Below are 20,088 nucleotides of genomic sequence, written 5' to 3'. Positions count from 1 at the left end.
AATAGCTTGCGGGACTTCAGCTTGCGGGACTTCGCAACGCGGCGTAACTTTCAACTCCACGTAGCTCATTCGAAAGTAAACTAACGGGTTCGGCCTAGCGGGAGATAGCGATGGCGGATGTCCCATGGCACCTTTCCGGTGACTATTTCGAGAATTGCAGTTGCAGCATCGTGTGTCCCTGCCTCGTGTCGGCGGCTCCCCCGCTGACCGCGCGACCGACCGAGGGCTTCTGTAACGTACCGCTGATCTTCCACGTCGAGAGCGGCCGCTATGGCAACACCGAGCTCGATGGACTCAATGTCCTGGTCATCCTCCACGCGCCGGGCATCATGGCAGATGGAGATTGGTCGGTGGCCGCCTATATCGACCAGCGCGCCAACGATGAGCAGACCGAGGCTCTAGCTGCGATCTTCACCGGCGCCGCCGGTGGTCCGATGGCTGCGTTCACACCGCTGATCAGCAAGAACCTGGGGGTTCGCAAGGTCCCGATCACATTCCGAATCGAGGGCAAGACGCGGTCCGCGGAAATCCCTGAGATTCTGCACATGTCCGTCGACCCGTTGCCGACCATGCATCCGAGCGGGGAAATGTGGGCCAACATCGGCCATCCCGTCAGCCCTGACAGGATGGTGATGGCAGTCGGCGCCGCCGGTAATACGTTCAGCGATCATGGCATGCGCTGGGACAATTCCGGCAAGAACGGCCTCTATGCGCCGATCCGCTGGTCGAACCAGGCGTGATGCAACTCCTGATCCGGCCTTGCGAGAAGGCCGGCAACACTTACTGCAAATGACCGACGGCCCCCTGGAAACCGTGCTGCGGCGCGATCGCTGGATCGTCGGCGGCGCGATCGGGATCATTGTCGCGCTGGCTTGGGGCTATGTGCTCTGGCTCGCCAAGGACATGGACATGGGCGGCATGGACATGACCGGGTTCCGCATGATCCCGGCCGGAATCGGAATCATGTTGCCGGCGAGCGAGCCATGGCGAGCGATCGAGTTCGCGTATGTGTTGCTGATGTGGGTGGTGATGATGGTCGGAATGATGGCACCCTCGGCAGCGCCCATGATCCTCATGTACGCCCGCGTGGGTCGACAGGGGAAAGCGCAGGGCAAGCCGTTCGCTGCGACCGGCTGGTTTGCGGCCGGTTATCTCCTCGCCTGGGGCGGCTTTTCGCTGGCAGCAACCCTCCTCCAATGGGCAATCGAGCGGGCAGTCCTGCTGGATTCCCGGATGACGATCGCCAGCAATCTGCTCAATGCAATCGTGCTGATCGCGGCGGGAGTCTATCAATGGACACCGCTCAAGGACGTTTGTCTCGCCCAATGCCAGTCGCCGTTCCTGTTCCTGATGCGCCACGGCGGCTTTCGCGACGACCTGCGAGGCTGCCTGCTGCTGGGGCTGCGGCACGGAAGCTATTGTGTCGGCTGCTGCTGGGTCCTGATGGCGCTTTTGTTCGTCGGCGGGGTGATGAACGTGCTTTGGATTGCGCTTTTGGCCCTGCTCGTCCTGTTGGAGAAACTTACGCCGATCGGACGATGGATCGCGCGCGCCGCCGGCATTGCGTGCGCGGCCGCCGGCGTCTGGCTACTCGTGTCGTTGCCGCGGTGATGAGCAACCTGCTTGGTGTTCAGTTCGAATTGCCATCGGCAACACCGCAAGTGCAATTCGACCTTACTGTCGCGCCGCGGGCGCCGGAGCGGCGTCGACAAAGCCGACGACAGACTTGAAGCGGCCGTCGTCGGCAATGAAGGCGAAGTCGGTGCCTTTGATGTAGAGCGGTGCATCCGCAGTGGCGCCCGCGACCCAGGAGAAGCGGACATGGTCATGATGGGCTTCAATACCGCTCGCGAGATTGAGCCGGCAGCCAGGAAACTGCCCCTGGGCCTTCGCGATCATGCCGTCGATGGAGTCGTGCCCGCGCCCATCACGAACTCTGTCGACATAGGTGCCGTCCTCGGTCCATGTCGCGGCGACGAGATCGCGCCGTCGCTTCGCGTCCCGCTCGTTCCACGCCGCCAGATACCGCACGACGATGTCGTTGACGCCGACCATCTTGTCTCCCCCATCGCTTGCTCGCTCGGCTGCGACCGCACCTGACGAAAGTCGCGCGCCAAGCGCGGCCATCGTTGATGCCATCAGAAGATTACGCCTGTTCATTCTGTTCTCCCTCGAGCTGCCCCATGCATCGTTCGCGGCGAGCCCCTCGCTGCTGCGCCAGGGTGCGCCGTGCAGTGGAGAGAGTCGATGATCTCGCAAGTCAAATTGTCTGCTCGGAGAACGCGTGCCGCCTCTGCCCCTCGACGACACACATGGAGCCCGACCAGAAAGGTCAACCAGCCCTGGAGGTGAGCGGATTGCTCGCAACCGACAATCTGGTCTCCTCGACCATGTCGTTCACGATGGCGATCGTGGCCTCGTCGGCCGGAAACAGCATTTCGAGAGCAAGCTCCGACAGCGTGACATCTGCGGGTGCACCGAAAACGGTCGTGGTGTTCAGGAACGAGACTCTGCCGAGACGGGTTTGAACACGAAGTGGCGAAACATATCGCTGAGGACCATCTCGCGATGCGAGCGCCACGCTCCCCTTGGGAACCGGGTAGGACGATACTTCGGTCAAAAGAGCGTGGATGACGGGATCCGCCCTCGCCTCGATCTGCTGCTTCAGCACCGTGACGGTGTGGGCGCGCCACTCGACGAAATTCTCGATGCGCGGTCCCATGCCATCAGGATGCAGGATGAGGCGCACGGCGTTGACCGGACTGCGAAGCAGTTCCGGAGAACACCCCTCGTAAAGCTGCGGCAGCGCCGCGTTCGACAGGACGACGTTCCAGTGTCGGTCCAGCACATACGCCGGATAAGGAAGGTGGACCCGGAGGACCTGCTCCATCGCGGATTTGGCGGATGACATCTCTTCGAGAGACCTCTCGGCGAAGGCGGGCGAAAAGCCTGCGGCGAGCAGAAGCACGTTTTGATCCCGCAACGGCAGGTTCAACTGCTCAGCAAGGCGGTGGACCATCTCCCTGCTCGGACGCGAACGACCCGTCTCCAGATATGACAGATGCCGGGTCGAGCTGTTTGCGGCCAGCGCAAGCGCCGTCTGCGACAGCCCCCGGCTGACCCGCCACCTCCGTAGCAATACGCCGAATTCAACTGCGCGGCCGGACATACGACATCCTACCAAGCGCCGCGTCCGCCACACCATGACCTCCGAGGTCATATTCGCGCCGCACGTCAGCGTGTTTTTGACCTACGAGGTTATCGACCGAGCGCGGTCGCGTGAAGCACCCTTCCCGGGCCTGGCGAAGGTCCGAGCCATGGCGCTGGGGCAGGACCAATCATGCCGAGGAGATCATCATGGAGAGCCCAAGCAGTCTGGCCGACCGTTACGTCGCCGTCTGGAACGAGACCGATACGGAGCGGCGCAAGAGCCGGATCGCGGAACTGTGGGGCCCCGAGGGACGGCACTATGTCGGCGACCGCAAGGTCGAAGGCCGGGAAGCCCTCGAGCGACGGGTGCGCGAATCCCATGAGAAGAACGTCAGGAACAATCGCAACCGGTTTCGAGCGGCCGGCGATGCACGCCGGGTGCACGACACCGTGGTCTTTCACTGGGAAATGCTTCCAGCCAGCGGAGATTCCGTTCTGGCCCGCGGGCTCGAATTCCTCGTCGTCGACGACAGCGGAAAAATCGTCGCCGACTACCAGTTCTTTCCAGCCTAAGGGACGACCGCCGTGCAAACGCTGGTCCGTCGCCGGCAATCACGCCCGAACACATGCCGAGGAGAAGCACCGTGCCGGTCACCTATGTCATCAAGTTTGACGTCGTGCCCGAGCAGCGCACGAATTTTCTGCGGCTGCTCGGGGCGGTGCTCGACGCGATGAGAAACGAGCCGACGTTTCATCAAGCGGTCCTGCATCGCGATCCGGCGTCCAAAAATCGCTTCATGCTCTACGAGACCTGGGAGAGCCATGACGAGGTCGTGAACGTTCAGATCAAGCGACCCTATCGAGACGCCTGGCATGAGGCGCTTCCCGCACTGCTCGCACGCGATCGCGATATCGAGGTTTGGGAGTCGCTGCGGAGCGACTATGCTCGAAGTCTTCTGAGCTCCAATTGACGGCGTTACAGCGTCGCCAGCGGAGACTCTACCGCACGAGCGCGGCGTGCCACCTGGTATCCCGTCTCCGGCGTCTGCATCAACTTCCAGGGGGCTTGTTGGCGCAAATTCGCGCCGCAAAAGGGCGGCTTTCAAGCCACCCGGAAACAACACTTAGATTTCAATTGGTTACATGCCTTGGTGCGCTCGGAGGGACTCGAACCCCCACGATTTTACTCACTGCCACCTCAAGGCAGCGCGTCTACCAATTCCGCCACGAGCGCTTTGGGGATGCCGGCTTAGGGCTTGAGGCCTGCCGGATCAACGGCGCCGATCTAACAAATCCATCAGAGGGGTACAAGCCTGCAAAGGCCCCGAATTCCACAAGCTTGGCAGGAAAAATCCGGACCCCTGCCCGGATCGGCCCTATCGAGTGCCCCGGCCCTACAGGATGCCCCGGGGCCGCTACCGCGTGCCCCGGCCCTACCGCGTGCCAGTCGTGCGCGGCAGCATCTGCTTGACCTCGACCGCGATCCGGTTGCGGTCAACCAGCACGACGCCGGAGGCGACCGGCAGGTTGTTGGCGAGAACCTTGACCTCGTCGGCCTCGGTTGCGTCCAGCTCGATGATGGCGCCGCGGGAAAGACGTAATACTTGATGGATTGGCATGGTGGTCGTCCCGAGGACGACCATGAGATCCACGGTGACTTTGTCGAGAGTGGGCACTGTCAGGACCGCCGCAACTTGGGACTTAAGCCAAAGGACTTGGCATTTGCTCCTGAGATGATCACCACGTTATGGTTAGCCAATGGTTAATTCGCCTCAAAACCCCCGCCAAGACCTCGATTTGACGTCGTTTTCCGCCTCCACCGGCGAGCCTGTGGAGTGGCGAATCTCGGACGCGCCGGTGCCCTATCCGGAAGCCGTGGCCGCCATGGAGGCGCGAGTCGCTCAGATCGCCGCCGGCGAGGCGCCCGAGCTGGTCTGGCTGCTCGAGCACCCCCCGCTCTACACCTCCGGCACCTCGGGCAAGGACACCGACCTGCTCGATCCCCGCTTCCCGACCTTCGCCACCGGGCGCGGCGGGCAGCTCACCTATCACGGGCCCGGCCAGCGGGTGGCCTATGTCATGCTCGACCTCAAGCGGCGCCGGCCGGACGTCCGGGCCTATGTCGCGAGCCTGGAGGAATTGATCCTGCGGACGCTCGCCGCCTTCAATGTCCGCGGCGAACGGCGCGAGGACCGGGTCGGCGTCTGGGTGAAGCGCCCGGACAAGGGGCCCGAGCACGAGGACAAGATCGCGGCGATCGGCGTGCGGCTGAAGCGCTGGGTCTCATTCCACGGCATCGCCATCAATGTCGAGCCGGAGCTGTCCCATTTCGCCGGCATCGTGCCCTGCGGCGTCGCCGATCCCCGCTACGGCGTCACCTCGCTGGTCGATCTCGGCCAGCTCGTGACCATGGCCGATGTCGACGTGGCGCTGCGCCAGGCGTTCGAGGAGCTGTTCGGACCAACCCGCGCGCTGGTGGCGGAAGCGGCAGTCTAACTTTTCCTGTTCGAGCCTGACCGGCGCATATTCTCCGCTTGTAGTGGAATCGGCTATGCTTGTGTCAGGTGCCGCCCACGCCTCCCCCCTCCGCCGGGAAAGCAGACCTCATGCCGGGCGAATAGATCATCGGACCGACTGTTCGAGCGCCAGGCATAAGGAGGGATTGCGCTTTCTGCTCGCAATGGGAGGTTTTGACGATGAGACTCTCTGCGCCGATCTATCATCTGAAGCGACGAGCCAAGCGCCTGTCGCGCGAGGAAGGCATTCCGCTCCACGACGCGCTTGACCGCATCGCTGCGGCGGAAGGGTTTTCCGCCTGGAGCATGCTCGCGGCAAAGGCCGCCGCACTCACGCCCGCCAATCGCCTGTTCCCGCAATTCCGCCCGGGTGATCTGGTGCTGGTGGGCGCGCGCCCCGGTCAGGGCAAGACCCTGATGAGCCTCGAACTTGCCGTGGAGGCCATGAGGTCGGGCCATCGCGCTGCGTTCTTCTCGCTCGAATACACCGAGAAAGACGTCTTCGACCGCTTGCGGGCGATTGGCGTGGACCCCGCGCAACTCGCTGACATGTTCGAGATCGACTGCTCCGACGCCATCAGCGCCGACTACGTCGTCAAGCAGATGGCCGCGGCGCCTCGTGGCACGGTCGTGGTGATCGATTATCTGCAACTGCTCGACCAGAGGCGGGAAACTCCTGATCTCGCTGTTCAGGTGCGCGCACTGAAATCCTTCGCGCGCGACGCCGGGCTGATCGTCGTCTTCATCTCGCAGATCGACCGGTCCTATGATCCGTCGGTGAAGCCCTGCCCGGACCTCGACGATATCAGGCTGCCGAACCCGCTGGACCTCAAGCTGTTCGACAAGACGTGCTTCATCAACAATGCCGAAGTCCAGTTCCGCGCGGCGAGCTGATGGCCTCAGGCCGCGGGTGAGTTTCTTCACCCGCGGCCTGCGACCTCACGCCGCCTGCAGCGAAACTTCGAGCTTGCCGGCGATGTAGCGCCGCTCCTGGGTCAGGCCGCCAAAACCGTAGGCATCGCTCTTGACCTCGTCGACGTGCAGATACGTCTCGGGATGCAGCGGGCCCAAAATCTCGGCCATGCGCTTGAACATCGCGGCGAGATAGGCCGCCTTCTCGTCCTTGGTGTTGGTGCCTTCGCTGACATGGACGTCGATCCAGTAGCTGGCAAGCTTCTGCTCGGCGAGCGACTTGCCGCCGGCGAACCAGTCGCCTGCGTCGACCGATTTCACGATAATGGCGGTCACCCTGGGATCCTTGTGCAGGATTTTTGCGGTCAGCTCGGACACGGCGTTGGCGATATCGGCCTTCAGCGACGGCGACTGGCGGGAGGTGGTGTAGGACACGGTGATCAGGGGCATGGTCGTTCTCCTCAAGATGCTGCGCGGAGTTTGCGCGGCGTTGATGAGAAGCTAGACCTTGCCCCGTCATTTTGATATCTTATCCTTACTGATACCAGTGATAATGATACGTAATGACAGCAACCCTCGACATCGCCACCATCAAGGCCTTCCTGCTGGTCGCCGACCTCCAGAGTTTTACGCGTGCCGCCGAAGCGCTCGGCACGACGCAGGCCGCCGTCAGCCTGAAGCTGCAGCGGCTGGAGACATTGCTGGGAAAGCGCCTCGTCGAGCGCTCGCCGCGGGCGGTCCGGCTCACCGCCGACGGCGCCGCGTTCCTCGATCGCGCCCGCGCACTGATGGAAGCGCATGACCGCGCACTCTCAGGCGAGGCGCCGACCGCACAGTCGCTCTCGCTTGGCATCTCCGATCACGCCGCGGGCCCCGAGCTGGTGCCGCTGCTCGAACGCCTGCACGCAATGTCATCGAACCTCACCCTCGCCGTCACCATCGGCTTCTCGCGCGAGATGCAGGACGCCTACGACGCAGGTCAGCTCGATGCCGTGATCGTCCGCCAGGAAGGCAGCCGCCGCGGCGGCGAAAAGCTGGCCGAAGACGAGTTCGGCTGGTTCGCGTCACGGCGCTTCACTCTGCCGAAGGGTGAGCCGCTGCCGCTCGCAACCCTCGCCCCGCCCTGCGGCGTCCGCGCCGTCGCCGTTCGCGCGCTCGACAAGGCCGGCATCGCCTGGCGCGAACGCTTTGTCGGCGGCGGCGTTACGGCGGTGGTCGCGGCCGCGCTTGCCGGGCTCGCAATCGCACCGCTCGCGCGCCGGATCGCGCCGGCAGGCCTGATCGACATCGGGCCTGTGCACAAGCTGCCGAAGCTCGGCAGCTCGAAGGTAATGCTGCATTCGAAGGTCAGCGATCCCGCCAAGCTCGCGGCGCTGCGTGCGGTGGCGGCGACGTTCCGAAGCGTGGCAGCCTAGCGCTTAGGCTGCCCTTCCTCGCCCGCATACTTGCCCGCGGCAAACCAATAGACGATTCCCGCGAGAGCTCCGGCCAGTACAAAGAGCAGCCCCAACGGATGGTTGGCCCCAACGGTGATCCGCCAAATGAATGCACCGATCGCCGCACCGGCAGGAACGTAGAACAACACAGAGCGAATGCGGAGCGCTTCCCCGAACAAGATCACGAGTGCGGCCGGCATCCCACTGAGCAGGCAGACCAGGATCAAGATCAGCGGCAAGACAAACAAGACCAAGGTGATGATACCGCCGAGGTTCTCCTCAAGACCCCGGTACGGCAGGGACAGGATCATCGCGATGACCGGCAATGCCGCCAATGTCGTCGCTGCCGTCAAGCATCCCCGAAACCAACCGTTCACCACACGCGGGCAGCTATCGCAAGACATGACATCACCTCACAAAATCGCCTCGAACGCGCTGCGCAGCGTTTCGTGCCGAAAGACAAAACCGCGGCTCAGCGCCTTGTTCGGCAGCACGCGCTGACCGCCGAGCAGAAGCTCGTCGGCAAAGCCGCCGCCGATCCGGCGCAACAGGCCGCCGGGAATACGGAACACCGCGGGCCGGTGCAGGCGGCGGCCGAGCTCCTCGGTGAACTTTGCGTTGGTGACCGGGATCGGCGCGGTGGCGTTGACGGGCCCAGCGAGATCGGGCGTCGCCATCACATAGGCAATCAGCCGGATCAGATCGTCGCGCTCGATCCAGGACATCCACTGCCGCCCGGTGCCGAGCGGACCGCCGAGGCCGAACTCGAACGGCGTCAGCATGCGCGTGATGAAGCCGCCTTCGGTGCCAAGCACGAGGCCGATGCGCAAATAGACCACGCGGACACCGAGCTCCTCGGCCGGCCGCGCCGCGGTCTCCCAGGCCGCGCAGAGCTCGTGGCTGAAGCAGGCATGAGACTTGGCCGATTCCGTCAGCACCTGGTCGGCCCAGAGGCCGTACCAGCCGATCGCGGAGCCGCTGACGAGCACCTCCGGCTTGCGCTCGAGCCGCGCGATCAGTTTTACGACCTCGCCGGTCATGTCGATCCGCGAGCCGAGAATCTTCGCGCGCTTCGCCTCGGTCCAGAGGCCGTTGCCGATCGGCTCGCCGGCGAGATTGACGATTGCGTCGATTGGCGTGTCCGCGGCGAGCTGATCGAGGCTCGTGATCAGCGTGACCGGCGGCGGCAGCATCTCGGCCTTCGCGGGGTTGCGGATCAGCGCGATGACGTGATGCCCTGCCCCGCTGAGGCTCGTCGCAAGGCGGCTGCCGATGAAGCCGGTCGCGCCAGTGATCAGCACGGTCTTGCGACCGGGCAGCTTTTCGACGAGCCCCTGCGCGGGGACGCTTCGCATGCGGCCGAGCCGGCGCATCGCCGCAAAATCCCTGACGCCGCAGAGCGCCGCTCCGACGGCGCAGGCGGTCGCCGCAATGCTGAGCAGGCCTTGATGCACGACGGTCACGCCAAACGGCTGCATCCCCCAATCGATCAGCACCGGCAACAGCAGCACCAGGATGGCGCCGTAATTGATCGCCAGCAGTGTGTGATTGATCCGCTCGCTCGGTGGCAGCTTCCGGCTCAGATCCTCCTCGACGAAATCCATCAGCGTGATCACGATCTCGGCGACCAGGACTGCCACGATCAGCAGTGCCAGCACGCCATGGACTTCGAGCCAGCCGAGCACAACGAACAGCAGCGCATAGAGCATGTTGCGGATACCGTGCAGCTTCAATTCGAAGCGCTGCGACGGGCGCCAGGCCAGGCGCTCGGTGAATTCGTGGTGATAGAAGGTGTCGAACACGCCCATCACGATCTGGATGGCGATGAGGGTCCACAACAGCGGCGTCATGATACGGCCTCCCTGAAGACGGCGGACTGGTGGATCAGAGCGCCGTAACGCGGGTGAGTGACATCGAGGGTGAAACGAAACGCGCCTTCGCCGAGATCGCTATGGGTCACCGTGAGATCGCCGGGCGTGAGCCATTGCGGCAGCGGGATCCACAAGCGTCCGAGCTGGAGTCCGTAGCCGGCACTGCGGAAGGTCAGGGCCTGTCCCTCGACCGCGATGCGGAGCGCCATCGAGACGCCGAAGCCAACATACTCTTCGAGTCCGGTCGGGCCGGCAAAACGCTTGGCGGAATGGATCACTTGCGGAAAGCCGCGCTTGCGCGCGCAGATGCGGGTCCAGGTCTGGCCGCCGGTCGCACCGTGCTCGGTGACGGTCACGATCATAGGGACACCGGTGTCGCGGCCGGTCGGCAGCGGTCCGCCGATCAGGCGGGCGGCCAGCGCGAACCACTAGCCGATGTCGCTGAAGCTGACCTCGTCGACCACGCCGACATAGACGACGCTGTCGCCGTCAGCGACGCGTTTTGAAAAGCGCCGCCAGGTTGCGAGCGGCAACCGGCCCCAATCCTCGTCCGACAGCAACCCGCGGAAGCGGCGGTCGTCGAGCAGTTTGACGTGAGCGGAGGGAGATGCGCTGGAGTCTGATAATCGAGCGGACGTCATCGCACCCTCCTCAACGCTATTTGGCCTTGCCCAGCGGCAGCAGGTTGGCGATCTTCTCGCCAAGCCGCATCAAGGCGACCAGCCGCGGCCGCGGCACCTTCAGCATCTGCATGAACCAGTGGTCGGCGAGCTCGGTGAAGGCGAGCATCTCCTTCAGCCGTTTGGCTGCGACCGGATTGATGGTGGGATCGTCGGCGGCATCGGACACGCAGGCCCGGAGCGCCGTGATCGCCGGATCGAGCTCCCGCTCCTTGCGCCGCGCCGCGATTCTCGCGGCGACCTCCCAGATGTCGGTCTCGGCCTCGTAATGGTCGCGGCGGTCGCCGAGGATCGGCACCCGCCGGATCAGGTTCCAGGCGAGCAGCTCCTTCAGCGAGTTCGAGACATTGGAGCGCGCCATGCCGAGCGTGTCGGCGATGTCCTCGGCCGTCATCGGCGCCTCGGCGAGATAGAGCAGCCCGTGGATCTGGCTGACCGAGCGGTTGACGCCCCACCCGTCCCCCATGTCGCCCCAATGCAGGATGAAGCGCTCGACGGCGGCGGGCAGTTTCTTCTTTCCGGTTATTTCTGTCATAACAGAAATATCTGACGAACGCGACTGATTGTCAAGAGCGCGCTCCGCGGCTTGCGTCCTGTATACCGTCCGTCGTATTTGCCTAAAAAGCGGCCCAGAGAACGGGAACCAAACGCCCTTCCGGGCGTTTGCCCCGGTTCCAGGCGGGTTGAGAATGACGACAAAGTCCAGTCAACAGAGAGACTTGTTCGAAAGCGAGCGCAGTTTTCGGCTGTTGGTGGAAGGAGTCGCGGACTACGCGCTCTACATGCTCGATCCCACCGGGATCATCACGAGCTGGAACATCGGCGGCGAGCGGATCAAGGGCTATTCGCCCGGAGAGATCCTCGGCCAGCATTTCTCGCGCTTCTACACCGAGACCGACCGCGCCAACGGCAAGCCCGCGCGCGCCCTCGGCATCGCGCGGGACCACGGCCGCTACGAGGAGGAAGGCTGGCGCGTCCGCAAGGATGGCACGTTCTTCTGGGCGAGCGTCATCATCGATCCGATCTACGAGCACGGCAACCTGGTCGGCTTCGCCAAGATCACCCGCGACATCACCGAGCGGCGCAATTCGCAGCTCAAGCTCGAAGCGATGCAGAGGCAACTTGCCGAGTCGCAGAAGTTCGATGCGCTCGGACAGCTCACCGGCGGCGTCGCGCACGACTTCAACAACCTCCTGATGATCATCAGCGGCAGCCTTCACATCCTCAAGAAGCGCGATGAGGACGAGGCCAAGATTCAGCGCGCGATGTCCGCGATCGAGACCGCAACCAAGCGCGGCGCCGCACTGACCGGCCAGCTCCTGACCTTCGCGCGACGGCAGAGCGTCAATCCCCAGGCGATCCGCCTCGGCGACCGCATCGAGGCGATCCGCGAAGTGCTTCACGCCGGCGTCGGGAGCGCCGTTCGTCTCGCCTTCGACATCGACCGCGAGGTCTGGTCGGTCAAGGCTGATGTCTCCGAGCTCGAGACGGGGCTGCTCAATCTCGTCATCAACGCTCGCGATGCCATGCCCGACGGCGGTACGGTGACGGTCGGCGCACGCAACGTCGTCCTGGATGATCCGCTCCACAGCGGCGAGTTCGTCGCCATCACCGTCGCCGATACCGGGCTTGGCATCCCCTCCGACGTCGTCGACAAGATCTTTGAGCCGTTCTTCACGACCAAACCCGTCGGAAAAGGCACCGGCCTCGGCCTGTCGCAGGTGCACGGCTTCGCCCATCAGGCGGGCGGCACGGTCAAGGTCGCAAGCGAGCTCGGCAAGGGCACGACCTTCACCATCCTGCTGCCGCGCGAAACCGCGACCGCACCGATCGAGATCCCTGAAGCGGTACCGGTTCCCGGCAGCGGCACCGTGCTGCTGGTCGAGGACAATCCCGATGTCGCGATCGTCAGCATCGGCTTGTTGGAGCAGCTCGGCTATCGCGTGCACCGGGTTGCCGACGCCGAGTCCGCCTTGCGCGAGCTCGAGAAGAACGGCGTCGACTTCGTGTTCACCGACATCGTGATGCCCGGCAAGATGGATGGGCTCGGTCTCGCCCATCATCTGCGCCAGATCCACCCTGGCCTGCCGATCCTGCTCGCCACCGGCTATAGCGAAGCCGCCGCCGATGTCCGCGGCGACTTCCCGATCCTGCGCAAGCCCTACGAGATCCACGAGCTGAGCGAGGCGATCTCGAAGCTGCCGCGGTGATAGCACGCGCGGCACAAAGAACGTGGATGCCCGGGACAAGCCCGGGCATGACGACCTCTTCGGAGAGCGCACCTACACAGTCGGCAGAACCGAGAACTTCTCCCCTGCCTTGCGCAGATTCAGTTCATCGACACTTGCCGTCTCGCTGGTGACGCTGTCCACGCGCGAGGACGGCGGGCCGTGGCGGCATAGCGCGACCATGTCGGCGACATGCTTCGGTGTTCCTGCGAACAGCGCCTCCACGCTGCCGTCGCGGCGGTTGCGGACCCAGCCTTCCAGCCCGCACGTGGTGGCTTGAAACTCGACCCAGGCCCGATAGCCGACGCCCTGGACGCGGCCGCGGATCATGACTTGGAGGATCGCCTGGCTCACTTTTTCAGCCCGAGAAGATCGGCGCTGCGCGCCTTGACGTCGGCCTCGCGCATGACGCGGTTGGTCAGGTCCGGCGATGGCAGGCCTTTGAGGTTCTTCGGCAGCGTGCCCTCGCGCAACGCTTTCTGCGTCTCGTAGACGGCCTGCGTGGCAGCCGCGATCGGCGCGTGGCCCTGAAGCGCGATGCGGACGCGCTGGCCGGCGAGATAGTCGATCGCGTTCAGTTCGTCCGGCGCACCGCCGAGCACGATCGGCAGATGGGTAGCTGATACGATGGCCTCGAGCTCGGCGCGCGACTTGATGCCGGTGAAGAACAGCGCGTCGACGCCGGTCGCCTCATAGGCCCTGGCGCGGCGGATCGCATCCTCGATCGAGGTGACCGAGGCAGCTCCAGTGCGGCCCATGATGACGAGCGAGGGATCGCTGCGGCCGTCCAGCGCCGCCTTCATCTTGCCGACGCCTTCTTCCAGCGAGATCAGCTGCGTCTTGGCCTCGCCAAAGGCGGCCGGCAACAGCGTGTCCTCGATGGTGAGGCCGGCGGCGCCCGCGGTCTCCAGCTCCTGCACCGTGCGGCGCACGTTGAGCGCATTGCCATAGCCGTGATCGGCATCGACCAGCACCGGCAGCGTCGCCGCGCGCGACATCCGCCGCATCTGCTCGGCCAGCTCGGTGAGCGTGATCAGCGTGACATCGGGGTCGCCGAGCACCGCGAGCGAGGCCACCGAGCCGCCGAACATGCCGAGCGGAAAGCCGAGATCCGCGGCGATGCGGATGGAGATCGCGTCATAGACCGAGCCGGGATGAACGCAGGCCGAGCCGTTCAGGATCGAACGCAGTTTTTCGCGGCGGGAACGAAAGGCCATGGTGCCCTCTCAACTGTTGCGACGCAGCCGCAACATACTCCGTCATTGCGAGCGCAGCGACTTGTCCGCCGAAGCCTTGGCGAAGGCGGAAGCAATCCAGAAATGCGTCACCCAGACCTTACGCAAACTCCAGAATCAGCGCGTCCACCGCGAGCGTCGCGCCCGCGCTGGCGTGGATCTTCTTCACCGTGCCGTCCTGCTCGGCGCGGAGCACGTTCTGCATCTTCATGGCTTCGACCACCGCGAGCGTCTCGCCGGCCTTGATCTCCTGCCCTTCGGTCACCGCGATCGAGACCACGAGGCCCGGCATCGGGCAAAGCAGCTTCTTGCCGGAGTCTGAGGCCGTGGTCACCGGCATCAGCCGCGCCGAGGCTGCTTCCGCCTCGGTCCAGACATAGACCGGCACCTCGACGCCCTGATGCGCAAGGCGGATGCCGTTGGCGATCGGGCGCGCCTGCACCGCGACGAAATGGCCGTCGATGGTGCCCTGCCAGACCGGATCGCCCGGCTTCCATGGCGACTGCAGCAGATGCGCGTTGCCGGCCTTGCCTTCGGCATCGACGAAGCGGATCGTGATCGCATCGCCCTCGCGTCCGACCTCGAGCAGAATCTCCTGGCGGTCGAGCCAGACCGCGCGGCGACGCTCGCGCTGCACGATGCGGCCGCCCATCTGGCCCGAGATCTGCCGTTTGCGCTCGCCGAGCACGTGGTCGATGGCGGCGCCGACCGCGGCGATCCGCCGCGCGACCTCGCCTTCGGGCACGCGCACGGCAAAGCCCTTGGGGAATTCCTCGGCGATGAAACCGGTCGAGAGCCGTCCCTCGCGCCAGCGCGGATGGTGCATCAGCGCCGACAGGAACGGGATGTTGTGCCTGATACCCTCGACATAGAACGAATCCAGCGCGGTGGCCTGCGCTTCGATCGCGGCCGCGCGCGACGGCGCATGCGTGACGAGCTTGGCGATCATCGGATCGTAATGGATCGAGATCTCGCCGCCCTCCTGCACGCCGGTGTCGTTGCGCACGGTGATGCCGTCCTGGCTCGCTTCGGCCGGCGGGCGATACTTCACGAGGCGTCCGATCGAGGGCAGGAAGTTACGAAACGGATCCTCGGCGTAGAGGCGGGATTCCACCGCCCAGCCGGTGAGCGTCACGTCCTTCTGGCTGATCGCGAGCTTCTCGCCCGCGGCGACGCGGAGCATCTGCTCGACGAGGTCGATGCCGGTGACGAGCTCGGTGACGGGATGCTCGACCTGGAGGCGCGTGTTCATCTCCAGGAAGAAAAAGCTCTTGTCCTGCCCCGCGACGAATTCGACGGTGCCGGCGGAGTCGTAATTCACCGCCTTGGCGAGTGCGACGGCCTGCTCGCCCATCTTGCGGCGGGTGGCCTCATCGAGCAGCGGCGACGGCGCCTCCTCGATGACCTTCTGGTTGCGGCGCTGGATCGAGCATTCGCGCTCGCCGAGATAGATGACGTTGCCGTGCTTGTCGCCCAGCACCTGGATCTCGATGTGGCGGGGATCGACGATGAACTTTTCGACGAAGACGCGGTCGTCGCCGAACGAGGCTTTCGCCTCGGCCTTGGCAAGGTTGAAGCCCTCGGCGACCTCGCTCTTCGAATGCGCGATGCGCATGCCCTTGCCGCCGCCACCGGCGGAGGCCTTGATCATCACGGGATAGCCGATCTCGTCGGCGATCCTCACCGCATGCTTGTCGTCCTCGATGACGCCGAGATAGCCCGGCACGGTCGAGACGTTGGCCTTCGCGGCGGCCTTCTTGGATTCGATCTTGTCGCCCATCGCCGCGATCGCGCCCGGGTTCGGGCCGATGAAGACGATGCCGGCGGCCTCAAGCGCGCGCGGAAACGCCTCGCGCTCGGACAGGAAGCCGTAGCCGGGATGCACGGCCTCGGCGCCCGTCTTGCGGCAGGCCTCCACGATCTTCTCGATCACCAGATAGCTCTCGGCGGCCGCGGGCGGGCCGATCAGCACGGCCTCGTCGGCCATCTCGACATGGAGGGCATCGCGGTCGGCCTCGGAATAGACCGCAACCGTCTGAATTCCCATGCGGCGAGCGGTCTTGATGACCCGGCAGGCGATTTCGCCGCGATTGGCGATCAGAATGCGTTTGAACATGCTTTTCTTGAGTCTCGACCTTGGGCGGGACCCTTCCCTGGCCGTTGGGGCCTGTGGGGGACGGGCCGTGTGGCCCCCGTGGTACATCAAAATGGGCCGGAGGCAACGGTCTAAATCCGCGCCCTCTGGCGTACCAGCGCAAGACCGAAATGGGCCTGGTGAGCCCATGCGCGGACTTACGGCTTCGCGGCCTTGGCCACGTCCCGGACCAAGCCGTGAATGAAGCCCAACTTGCCGACCACCGCCGGCGACAGGATGAAGGGATAGAGGTCGCGCAGCCCCATGGCGCGGTTGACGCTGTTGATGGCGAAGGTGAAGGGCAGCCATGCATTGACGAGTGCCTCGACGTCCCTCGTCTCATAGGGGTTGAAACGGATGCGTGCCGTCAACTCCCCGTCGCGATCGACCCTGGGCCGCACCTCCATGCCGAACTCGGAGGCCATCTCCAGGGTATCGACGATGTGGAGATAGTGCGCCCAGGTCTCGGCGAAATCCTCCCAGGGATGCATGGTGGCATAGGCCGAGACGTAGGTCTGCTGCCAGTCCGGCGGCGCGCCTTCGGCATAATGGAGCTGCAAGGCCTGGCCGTAATCGGCGGAATCGTCGCCGAACACGGCGCGGCATTGCTCCAGCCTGCCGCCCTCGCGCACCAGCACGTCCCAGAAGTAGTGGCCGACCTCGTGGCGGAAATGCCCGAGCAGCGTGCGGTAGGGCTCGCCCATCTCGAGCCTGCGCCGCTCGCGCTCGATCTCGTCGGTCTCGGTCAGCGCGATCGTGATCAGGCCGTTGTCATGGCCGGTCATGATCGTCTGCCCGCTGTTCGGATCGTCGGCGAGGAAATTGAAGATCAGCCCATGTTCGGGATTTTCCTGCCGCGTCTGGAGCGGCAGCTTCCAGCGGATCAGGGAATAGAACAGCCGGTGTTTCGCCACCTCCAACTCGCGCCAGCCGGCAAGCTGAACCGGATCGGACAGATCGGGCACGATGCCGTTGTGGCGGCAGGCGCGGCAATAGCCGGTGGTATCGCCCGCATCCGTCAGCCAGTTGCACGCATCGTACTCGGCATTGCGGCAGAGCATCCGCCCCTTGCCCTTGTCGGCGAGCGTCATCCAGGCCTCGCCGTCGGGCTCGATCGCCGACATCGTCTCCTTCTCCGGCAGGAACGCGACGCGGTGGCCGCAGCGTTCGCAGGCGCGGTTCTCGAAATAGAGGACGTTGCCGCAGTCCTGGCAGACAAAGAGCTTCAAGATTTAGCCTCTTCGGGAAGGGAGTTTTATGATTAAGAGTTGCGGCGCCTCGCAAATACGCGCACGGGGGCTCATCGTTCCAACATTCGGGAACAAATAGCCAGACCCGGCGTTCGTTCATACCCGCCCCTGCGATCGGTGGCGCCTTTCCGTCCATATTCCCTTTTGAGCAATGGCTATCACGCTTTGTCTGTGTGAATATCGGCCCGGCACGTGCGCTCTTGCATCACAACGGCCGACACCTTGAACGACCCCTTGCCCGATATCACCGCCTCCGAAAGGCTGCGCCAGCACCTCGAAGAGATCGCGCGCGAGCGCGACAACGCCTATCACGCGCTCCAGGAGCGCGAGGCAGAGCTGGCGCGTATCCAGCGCATCGGCAAGGTCGGCGGCCTCGAGGTCGACTTACGCGAAGGCTTCAAGAACCGCCGCTCGCCGGAGTATCTGATGCTCCACGGGCTGCCGGCGGATGCCGCCGACGAGTCGCATCAGGATTGGGTCAACCGCATCCATCCCGAGGATCGCGACGCCGCGGTCGAGCACTTCCTCGATGCGCTGGCCGGGACGAACGAAGACTACACCGCCGAATACCGCATCATCCGCCCCAACGACGGCGAGACCCGCTGGATCCGCGTTGTCGCCAAGATCGAGCGCAACAGCGACGGCCGCGCCATTCGCCTCGTCGGCGCCCATATCGACGTCACCGCCCAGGCGCTCGCGCGCGAGACGCTGCGCGAGAGCGAGGAGCGTTTCCGGCTGATCGCCGACAGCGCGCCGGTGCCGATCTGGGTCACGAAGCTCGACCGCACGCGCTCCTTCGCCAACCAGGCCTATGTCGACTTCGTCGGCCTGCCCTACGATCAGGCCATCGCCTTCGACTGGCGCAAGGTGCTGCATCCCGACGACCTGCCGCATGTGCTGCAGCAATCGGTCCAGGGCGAAGCGTCGCTGAAACCGTTCGTGCTGGAGGCGCGATACAGGGACGCATCCGGCGAATGGCGCTGGCTGCGCTCGGAATCGCAGCCGCGCTGGGACCCGACCGGCAAGCATATCGGCTTCATCGGCGTCGCCCACGACATCACCGTCGCCAAGCAGGCCGAGATCGAGCTGCGGCAACTCAACGAAACGCTGGAAGAGCGTATCGTGGAGCGCACCGCCCAGCTCGAATCCAACGAGGCGCGGCTGCGCGCCATCCTGGAGACCAGCAACCAGTATCAGGGCCTGGTCAACCTCGAGGGCGAATTGCTCTATGCCAACAAGACCGCGCTCGACGGCATCGGGGCGAGCGCCGCGGACGTGATCGGCAAGCCGTTCTGGGACACGCCCTGGTTCACCGGCACCCACGGCATGAGCGCAACCGTGCGCAAGGCCTTCGACACCGTGCTCAGAGGCGAAGCGGTACGGCTGGAGATGCGCCTGCGCTTGCCCATCGGGGAGCGCGATTTCGACTTCGGCATGCGTCCCGTGCTCGACCGCCACGGCAACATCACCGGTGCGGTGCCCGAGGCCGTCGACATCACCGAGCGCCGCCGCGGCGAGGAAGCGCTGCGGCAGTCGCAGAAGATGGAGGCGATCGGCCAGCTTACCGGCGGCGTCGCCCACGACTTCAACAACCTCCTCACCATCATCCGCTCCGCGACCGACTTCTTGCGCCGCCGCGAGCTGCCGGAAGAACGCCGCCGCCGCTATGTCGACGCCATCTCCGACACCGTGGAGCGCGCCTCCAAGCTCACCGCGCAGCTTTTGGCCTTTGCGCGCAGGCAGCCGCTGAAGCCGCAGATCTTCAACGTCGGCAGCCAGGTCGAGGGCGTGGCGCAACTGGTCCGGCCGCTGGTCGGCGGCCGCATCGAGATCGGCGTCGAGGTCAACGATGCCGACTGCTTCACGGTGGCCGACGTCGCGCAGTTCGAGACCGCGCTGATCAACCTCGCCATCAACGCCCGCGACGCCATGGAGGGCGAAGGCCGCCTCACCATCGCCGTGCGCAAGGTCGCGGGCATCCCGAGCCTGCGGGCGCAGTCGGCGCGCGGCGGCGACTATGTCGCGATCTCGGTCGCGGACACCGGCAGCGGCATCGCGCCTGAAAACATCGACGCCATCTTCGAGCCGTTCTTCACCACCAAGGAGGTCGGCAAGGGCACCGGCCTCGGCCTCAGCCAGGCCTTCGGCTTCGCGAAGCAGTCGGAGGGCGACATCGCGGTGACGAGCACGCACGGCGAAGGCGCGACCTTCACCATCTACCTGCCGCAGGCGCACAGCCCTGCCGCGGAAAAGGACTCTGCGGCGCTGACCAGCGAAGGCGCCACCACCGGGCGCGGCTATCGCGTGCTCGTGGTCGAGGACAATGACGACGTCGGCCAGTTCTCGACCGAGCTGCTGGAAGACCTCGGCTATGTCGTCCGCCGGGTCGCCAACGCCAATGCGGCGCTCGCCATTCTCGGCGAGAACGAATTCGCCGTCGACCTCGTCTTCTCCGACGTCATCATGCCCGGCATGAACGGCGTCGAACTCGCCGGCGTCATCCGCGAGCGCTATCCGGGCCTGCCCGTCGTGCTCACCAGCGGCTACAGCAACGTCCTCGCCGAGAACGCCCATCGCGGGTTCGAGCTGATCCAGAAGCCATATTCGGTGGAATCGCTGTCGCGGATATTGCGCAAGGCGATCACGGAGAAGCTGTCGGTGGCCAGGTGAGTGCGA

20 protein-coding genes, 1 tRNA gene and 1 pseudogene are annotated in these 20,088 nt (G+C 64.9%); 9 read left to right on the top strand and 13 right to left on the bottom strand.

Annotated elements, in window-relative coordinates; all coding sequences use genetic code 11:
* Positions 1-110 precede the first annotated feature (110 nt).
* Together AC5ZFO_RS09915 and AC5ZFO_RS09910 are read left to right on the top strand one after the other, a co-directional pair.
* Positions 111-740, top strand: coding sequence for a DUF1326 domain-containing protein (locus AC5ZFO_RS09915; RefSeq protein WP_282520977.1), 630 nt, complete (start codon positions 111-113; stop codon positions 738-740).
* Between the two features lie 49 nt (positions 741-789).
* Entirely contained in the window at positions 790-1,611 is an 822-nt protein-coding gene (locus AC5ZFO_RS09910) for a DUF2182 domain-containing protein (protein ID WP_282521222.1), read from the top strand.
* 63 nt (positions 1,612-1,674) lie between these two features.
* Here AC5ZFO_RS09910 and AC5ZFO_RS09905 read toward each other — a convergent pair whose 3' ends face one another.
* Positions 1,675-2,160 (bottom strand): nuclear transport factor 2 family protein, encoded by a 486-nt coding sequence (locus AC5ZFO_RS09905; RefSeq protein ID WP_496122011.1) that lies wholly within the window; start codon positions 2,158-2,160, stop codon positions 1,675-1,677.
* Positions 2,161-2,332: 172 nt separating this feature from the next.
* On the bottom strand, positions 2,333-3,169 hold the full coding sequence (locus AC5ZFO_RS09900; protein WP_282520979.1) for a helix-turn-helix domain-containing protein: 837 nt from the start codon (positions 3,167-3,169) through the stop codon (positions 2,333-2,335).
* 188 nt (positions 3,170-3,357) lie between these two features.
* Here AC5ZFO_RS09900 and AC5ZFO_RS09895 point away from each other — a divergent pair, with 188 nt between their 5' ends.
* Both AC5ZFO_RS09895 and AC5ZFO_RS09890 read left to right on the top strand, forming a co-directional pair.
* Positions 3,358-3,723: a nuclear transport factor 2 family protein gene (locus AC5ZFO_RS09895; RefSeq protein ID WP_282520980.1), complete on the top strand. Its 366-nt coding sequence runs from the start codon at positions 3,358-3,360 to the stop codon at positions 3,721-3,723.
* 71 nt (positions 3,724-3,794) lie between these two features.
* Positions 3,795-4,121, top strand: a complete 327-nt coding sequence (locus AC5ZFO_RS09890; RefSeq protein ID WP_282520981.1) for a putative quinol monooxygenase — start codon at positions 3,795-3,797, stop codon at positions 4,119-4,121.
* Between the two features lie 178 nt (positions 4,122-4,299).
* On the opposite strand, the gene AC5ZFO_RS09885 is transcribed toward AC5ZFO_RS09890, so the two are convergent.
* Positions 4,300-4,384: transfer RNA gene (locus AC5ZFO_RS09885), tRNA-Leu, on the bottom strand.
* A gap of 199 nt (positions 4,385-4,583) precedes the next feature.
* Positions 4,584-4,826 carry a FliM/FliN family flagellar motor switch protein gene (locus AC5ZFO_RS09880; RefSeq protein WP_015685538.1) on the bottom strand — a complete coding sequence of 81 codons (243 nt, stop codon included), beginning with the start codon at positions 4,824-4,826 and terminating at the stop codon, positions 4,584-4,586.
* A gap of 82 nt (positions 4,827-4,908) precedes the next feature.
* Between AC5ZFO_RS09880 and lipB the strand changes: the two genes are divergently transcribed.
* Together lipB and AC5ZFO_RS09870 are read left to right on the top strand one after the other, a co-directional pair.
* Complete coding sequence (lipB, locus tag AC5ZFO_RS09875) at positions 4,909-5,646, top strand: lipoyl(octanoyl) transferase LipB (protein ID WP_282520982.1); 738 nt, start codon at positions 4,909-4,911, stop codon at positions 5,644-5,646.
* Between the two features lie 200 nt (positions 5,647-5,846).
* Positions 5,847-6,560 carry a DNA helicase gene (locus AC5ZFO_RS09870; RefSeq protein ID WP_282520983.1) on the top strand — a complete coding sequence of 238 codons (714 nt, stop codon included), beginning with the start codon at positions 5,847-5,849 and terminating at the stop codon, positions 6,558-6,560.
* 45 nt (positions 6,561-6,605) lie between these two features.
* Here the strand turns inward: AC5ZFO_RS09870 and AC5ZFO_RS09865 are convergent, their stop codons facing one another.
* The gene (locus AC5ZFO_RS09865; RefSeq protein WP_282520984.1) at positions 6,606-7,028 is read right to left on the bottom strand and encodes a tautomerase family protein; all 423 of its coding nucleotides are present in this window, start codon (positions 7,026-7,028) and stop codon (positions 6,606-6,608) included.
* 113 nt (positions 7,029-7,141) lie between these two features.
* On the opposite strand from AC5ZFO_RS09865, the gene AC5ZFO_RS09860 reads away from it, so the two are divergent.
* Positions 7,142-7,993: a LysR family transcriptional regulator gene (locus tag AC5ZFO_RS09860; RefSeq protein WP_282520985.1), complete on the top strand. Its 852-nt coding sequence runs from the start codon at positions 7,142-7,144 to the stop codon at positions 7,991-7,993.
* Here AC5ZFO_RS09860 and AC5ZFO_RS09855 read toward each other — a convergent pair.
* The 4 genes and pseudogenes from AC5ZFO_RS09855 to AC5ZFO_RS09840 form a co-directional block, all read right to left on the bottom strand.
* On the bottom strand, positions 7,990-8,367 hold the full coding sequence (locus AC5ZFO_RS09855) for a hypothetical protein (protein ID WP_282520986.1): 378 nt from the start codon (positions 8,365-8,367) through the stop codon (positions 7,990-7,992). The genes AC5ZFO_RS09860 and AC5ZFO_RS09855 overlap by 4 nt on opposite strands.
* A 60-nt stretch (positions 8,368-8,427) precedes the next feature.
* Positions 8,428-9,864 carry a TIGR01777 family oxidoreductase gene (locus tag AC5ZFO_RS09850; protein WP_282520987.1) on the bottom strand — a complete coding sequence of 479 codons (1,437 nt, stop codon included), beginning with the start codon at positions 9,862-9,864 and terminating at the stop codon, positions 8,428-8,430.
* Positions 9,861-10,526 (bottom strand): annotated as a pseudogene (locus tag AC5ZFO_RS09845) (DUF4166 domain-containing protein). Before AC5ZFO_RS09845 ends, AC5ZFO_RS09850 begins: the two are co-directional and overlap by 4 nt.
* Before the next feature lie 16 nt (positions 10,527-10,542).
* The gene (locus tag AC5ZFO_RS09840) at positions 10,543-11,100 is read right to left on the bottom strand and encodes a GbsR/MarR family transcriptional regulator (RefSeq protein ID WP_028153219.1); all 558 of its coding nucleotides are present in this window, start codon (positions 11,098-11,100) and stop codon (positions 10,543-10,545) included.
* A gap of 154 nt (positions 11,101-11,254) precedes the next feature.
* On the opposite strand from AC5ZFO_RS09840, the gene AC5ZFO_RS09835 reads away from it, so the two are divergent.
* Positions 11,255-12,775, top strand: a complete 1,521-nt coding sequence (locus AC5ZFO_RS09835; RefSeq protein ID WP_496122010.1) for a PAS domain-containing hybrid sensor histidine kinase/response regulator family protein — start codon at positions 11,255-11,257, stop codon at positions 12,773-12,775.
* Between the two features lie 72 nt (positions 12,776-12,847).
* On the opposite strand, the gene AC5ZFO_RS09830 is transcribed toward AC5ZFO_RS09835, so the two are convergent.
* The 4 genes from AC5ZFO_RS09830 to AC5ZFO_RS09815 all read right to left on the bottom strand — a co-directional run bounded on the left by AC5ZFO_RS09830 (position 12,848) and on the right by AC5ZFO_RS09815 (position 17,391).
* Positions 12,848-13,147 (bottom strand): acylphosphatase, encoded by a 300-nt coding sequence (locus tag AC5ZFO_RS09830; RefSeq protein ID WP_282520989.1) that lies wholly within the window; start codon positions 13,145-13,147, stop codon positions 12,848-12,850.
* Positions 13,144-14,010: an isocitrate lyase/PEP mutase family protein gene (locus AC5ZFO_RS09825; RefSeq protein WP_282520990.1), complete on the bottom strand. Its 867-nt coding sequence runs from the start codon at positions 14,008-14,010 to the stop codon at positions 13,144-13,146. Before AC5ZFO_RS09825 ends, AC5ZFO_RS09830 begins: the two co-directional genes overlap by 4 nt.
* 118 nt (positions 14,011-14,128) lie before the next feature.
* A complete protein-coding gene (locus AC5ZFO_RS09820) occupies positions 14,129-16,144 on the bottom strand; it encodes an acetyl-CoA carboxylase biotin carboxylase subunit (RefSeq protein WP_282520991.1) in 2,016 nt (671 codons plus the stop codon).
* 176 nt (positions 16,145-16,320) lie between these two features.
* On the bottom strand, positions 16,321-17,391 hold the full coding sequence (locus tag AC5ZFO_RS09815) for a zinc-binding metallopeptidase family protein (protein WP_282520992.1): 1,071 nt from the start codon (positions 17,389-17,391) through the stop codon (positions 16,321-16,323).
* Positions 17,392-17,604: 213 nt separating this feature from the next.
* Between AC5ZFO_RS09815 and AC5ZFO_RS09810 the strand changes: the two genes are divergently transcribed.
* Positions 17,605-20,082: a PAS domain S-box protein gene (locus tag AC5ZFO_RS09810; protein WP_496122009.1), complete on the top strand. Its 2,478-nt coding sequence runs from the start codon at positions 17,605-17,607 to the stop codon at positions 20,080-20,082.
* Positions 20,083-20,088 lie beyond the last annotated feature (6 nt).

The organism is Bradyrhizobium sp. Unk1 (assembly GCF_059512345.1).
The sequence above is the reverse complement of the archived record's forward strand: the minus strand, read 5'-3'. Positions and strand labels throughout refer to the sequence as shown.

Coding starts and splice junctions, on each gene's coding strand:
- AC5ZFO_RS09850 (WP_282520987.1), bottom strand. CDS start 9,864: ATGACGCCGCTGTTGTGGACCCTCATCGCCATCCAGATCGTGATGGGC.
- AC5ZFO_RS09910 (WP_282521222.1), top strand. CDS start 790: ATGACCGACGGCCCCCTGGAAACCGTGCTGCGGCGCGATCGCTGGATC.
- AC5ZFO_RS09865 (WP_282520984.1), bottom strand. CDS start 7,028: ATGCCCCTGATCACCGTGTCCTACACCACCTCCCGCCAGTCGCCGTCG.
- AC5ZFO_RS09860 (WP_282520985.1), top strand. CDS start 7,142: ATGACAGCAACCCTCGACATCGCCACCATCAAGGCCTTCCTGCTGGTC.
- AC5ZFO_RS09820 (WP_282520991.1), bottom strand. CDS start 16,144: ATGTTCAAACGCATTCTGATCGCCAATCGCGGCGAAATCGCCTGCCGG.
- AC5ZFO_RS09915 (WP_282520977.1), top strand. CDS start 111: ATGGCGGATGTCCCATGGCACCTTTCCGGTGACTATTTCGAGAATTGC.
- AC5ZFO_RS09835 (WP_496122010.1), top strand. CDS start 11,255: ATGACGACAAAGTCCAGTCAACAGAGAGACTTGTTCGAAAGCGAGCGC.
- AC5ZFO_RS09825 (WP_282520990.1), bottom strand. CDS start 14,010: ATGGCCTTTCGTTCCCGCCGCGAAAAACTGCGTTCGATCCTGAACGGC.
- AC5ZFO_RS09840 (WP_028153219.1), bottom strand. CDS start 11,100: ATGACAGAAATAACCGGAAAGAAGAAACTGCCCGCCGCCGTCGAGCGC.
- AC5ZFO_RS09870 (WP_282520983.1), top strand. CDS start 5,847: ATGAGACTCTCTGCGCCGATCTATCATCTGAAGCGACGAGCCAAGCGC.
- lipB (WP_282520982.1), top strand. CDS start 4,909: ATGGTTAATTCGCCTCAAAACCCCCGCCAAGACCTCGATTTGACGTCG.
- AC5ZFO_RS09895 (WP_282520980.1), top strand. CDS start 3,358: ATGGAGAGCCCAAGCAGTCTGGCCGACCGTTACGTCGCCGTCTGGAAC.
- AC5ZFO_RS09905 (WP_496122011.1), bottom strand. CDS start 2,160: ATGAACAGGCGTAATCTTCTGATGGCATCAACGATGGCCGCGCTTGGC.
- AC5ZFO_RS09900 (WP_282520979.1), bottom strand. CDS start 3,169: ATGTCCGGCCGCGCAGTTGAATTCGGCGTATTGCTACGGAGGTGGCGG.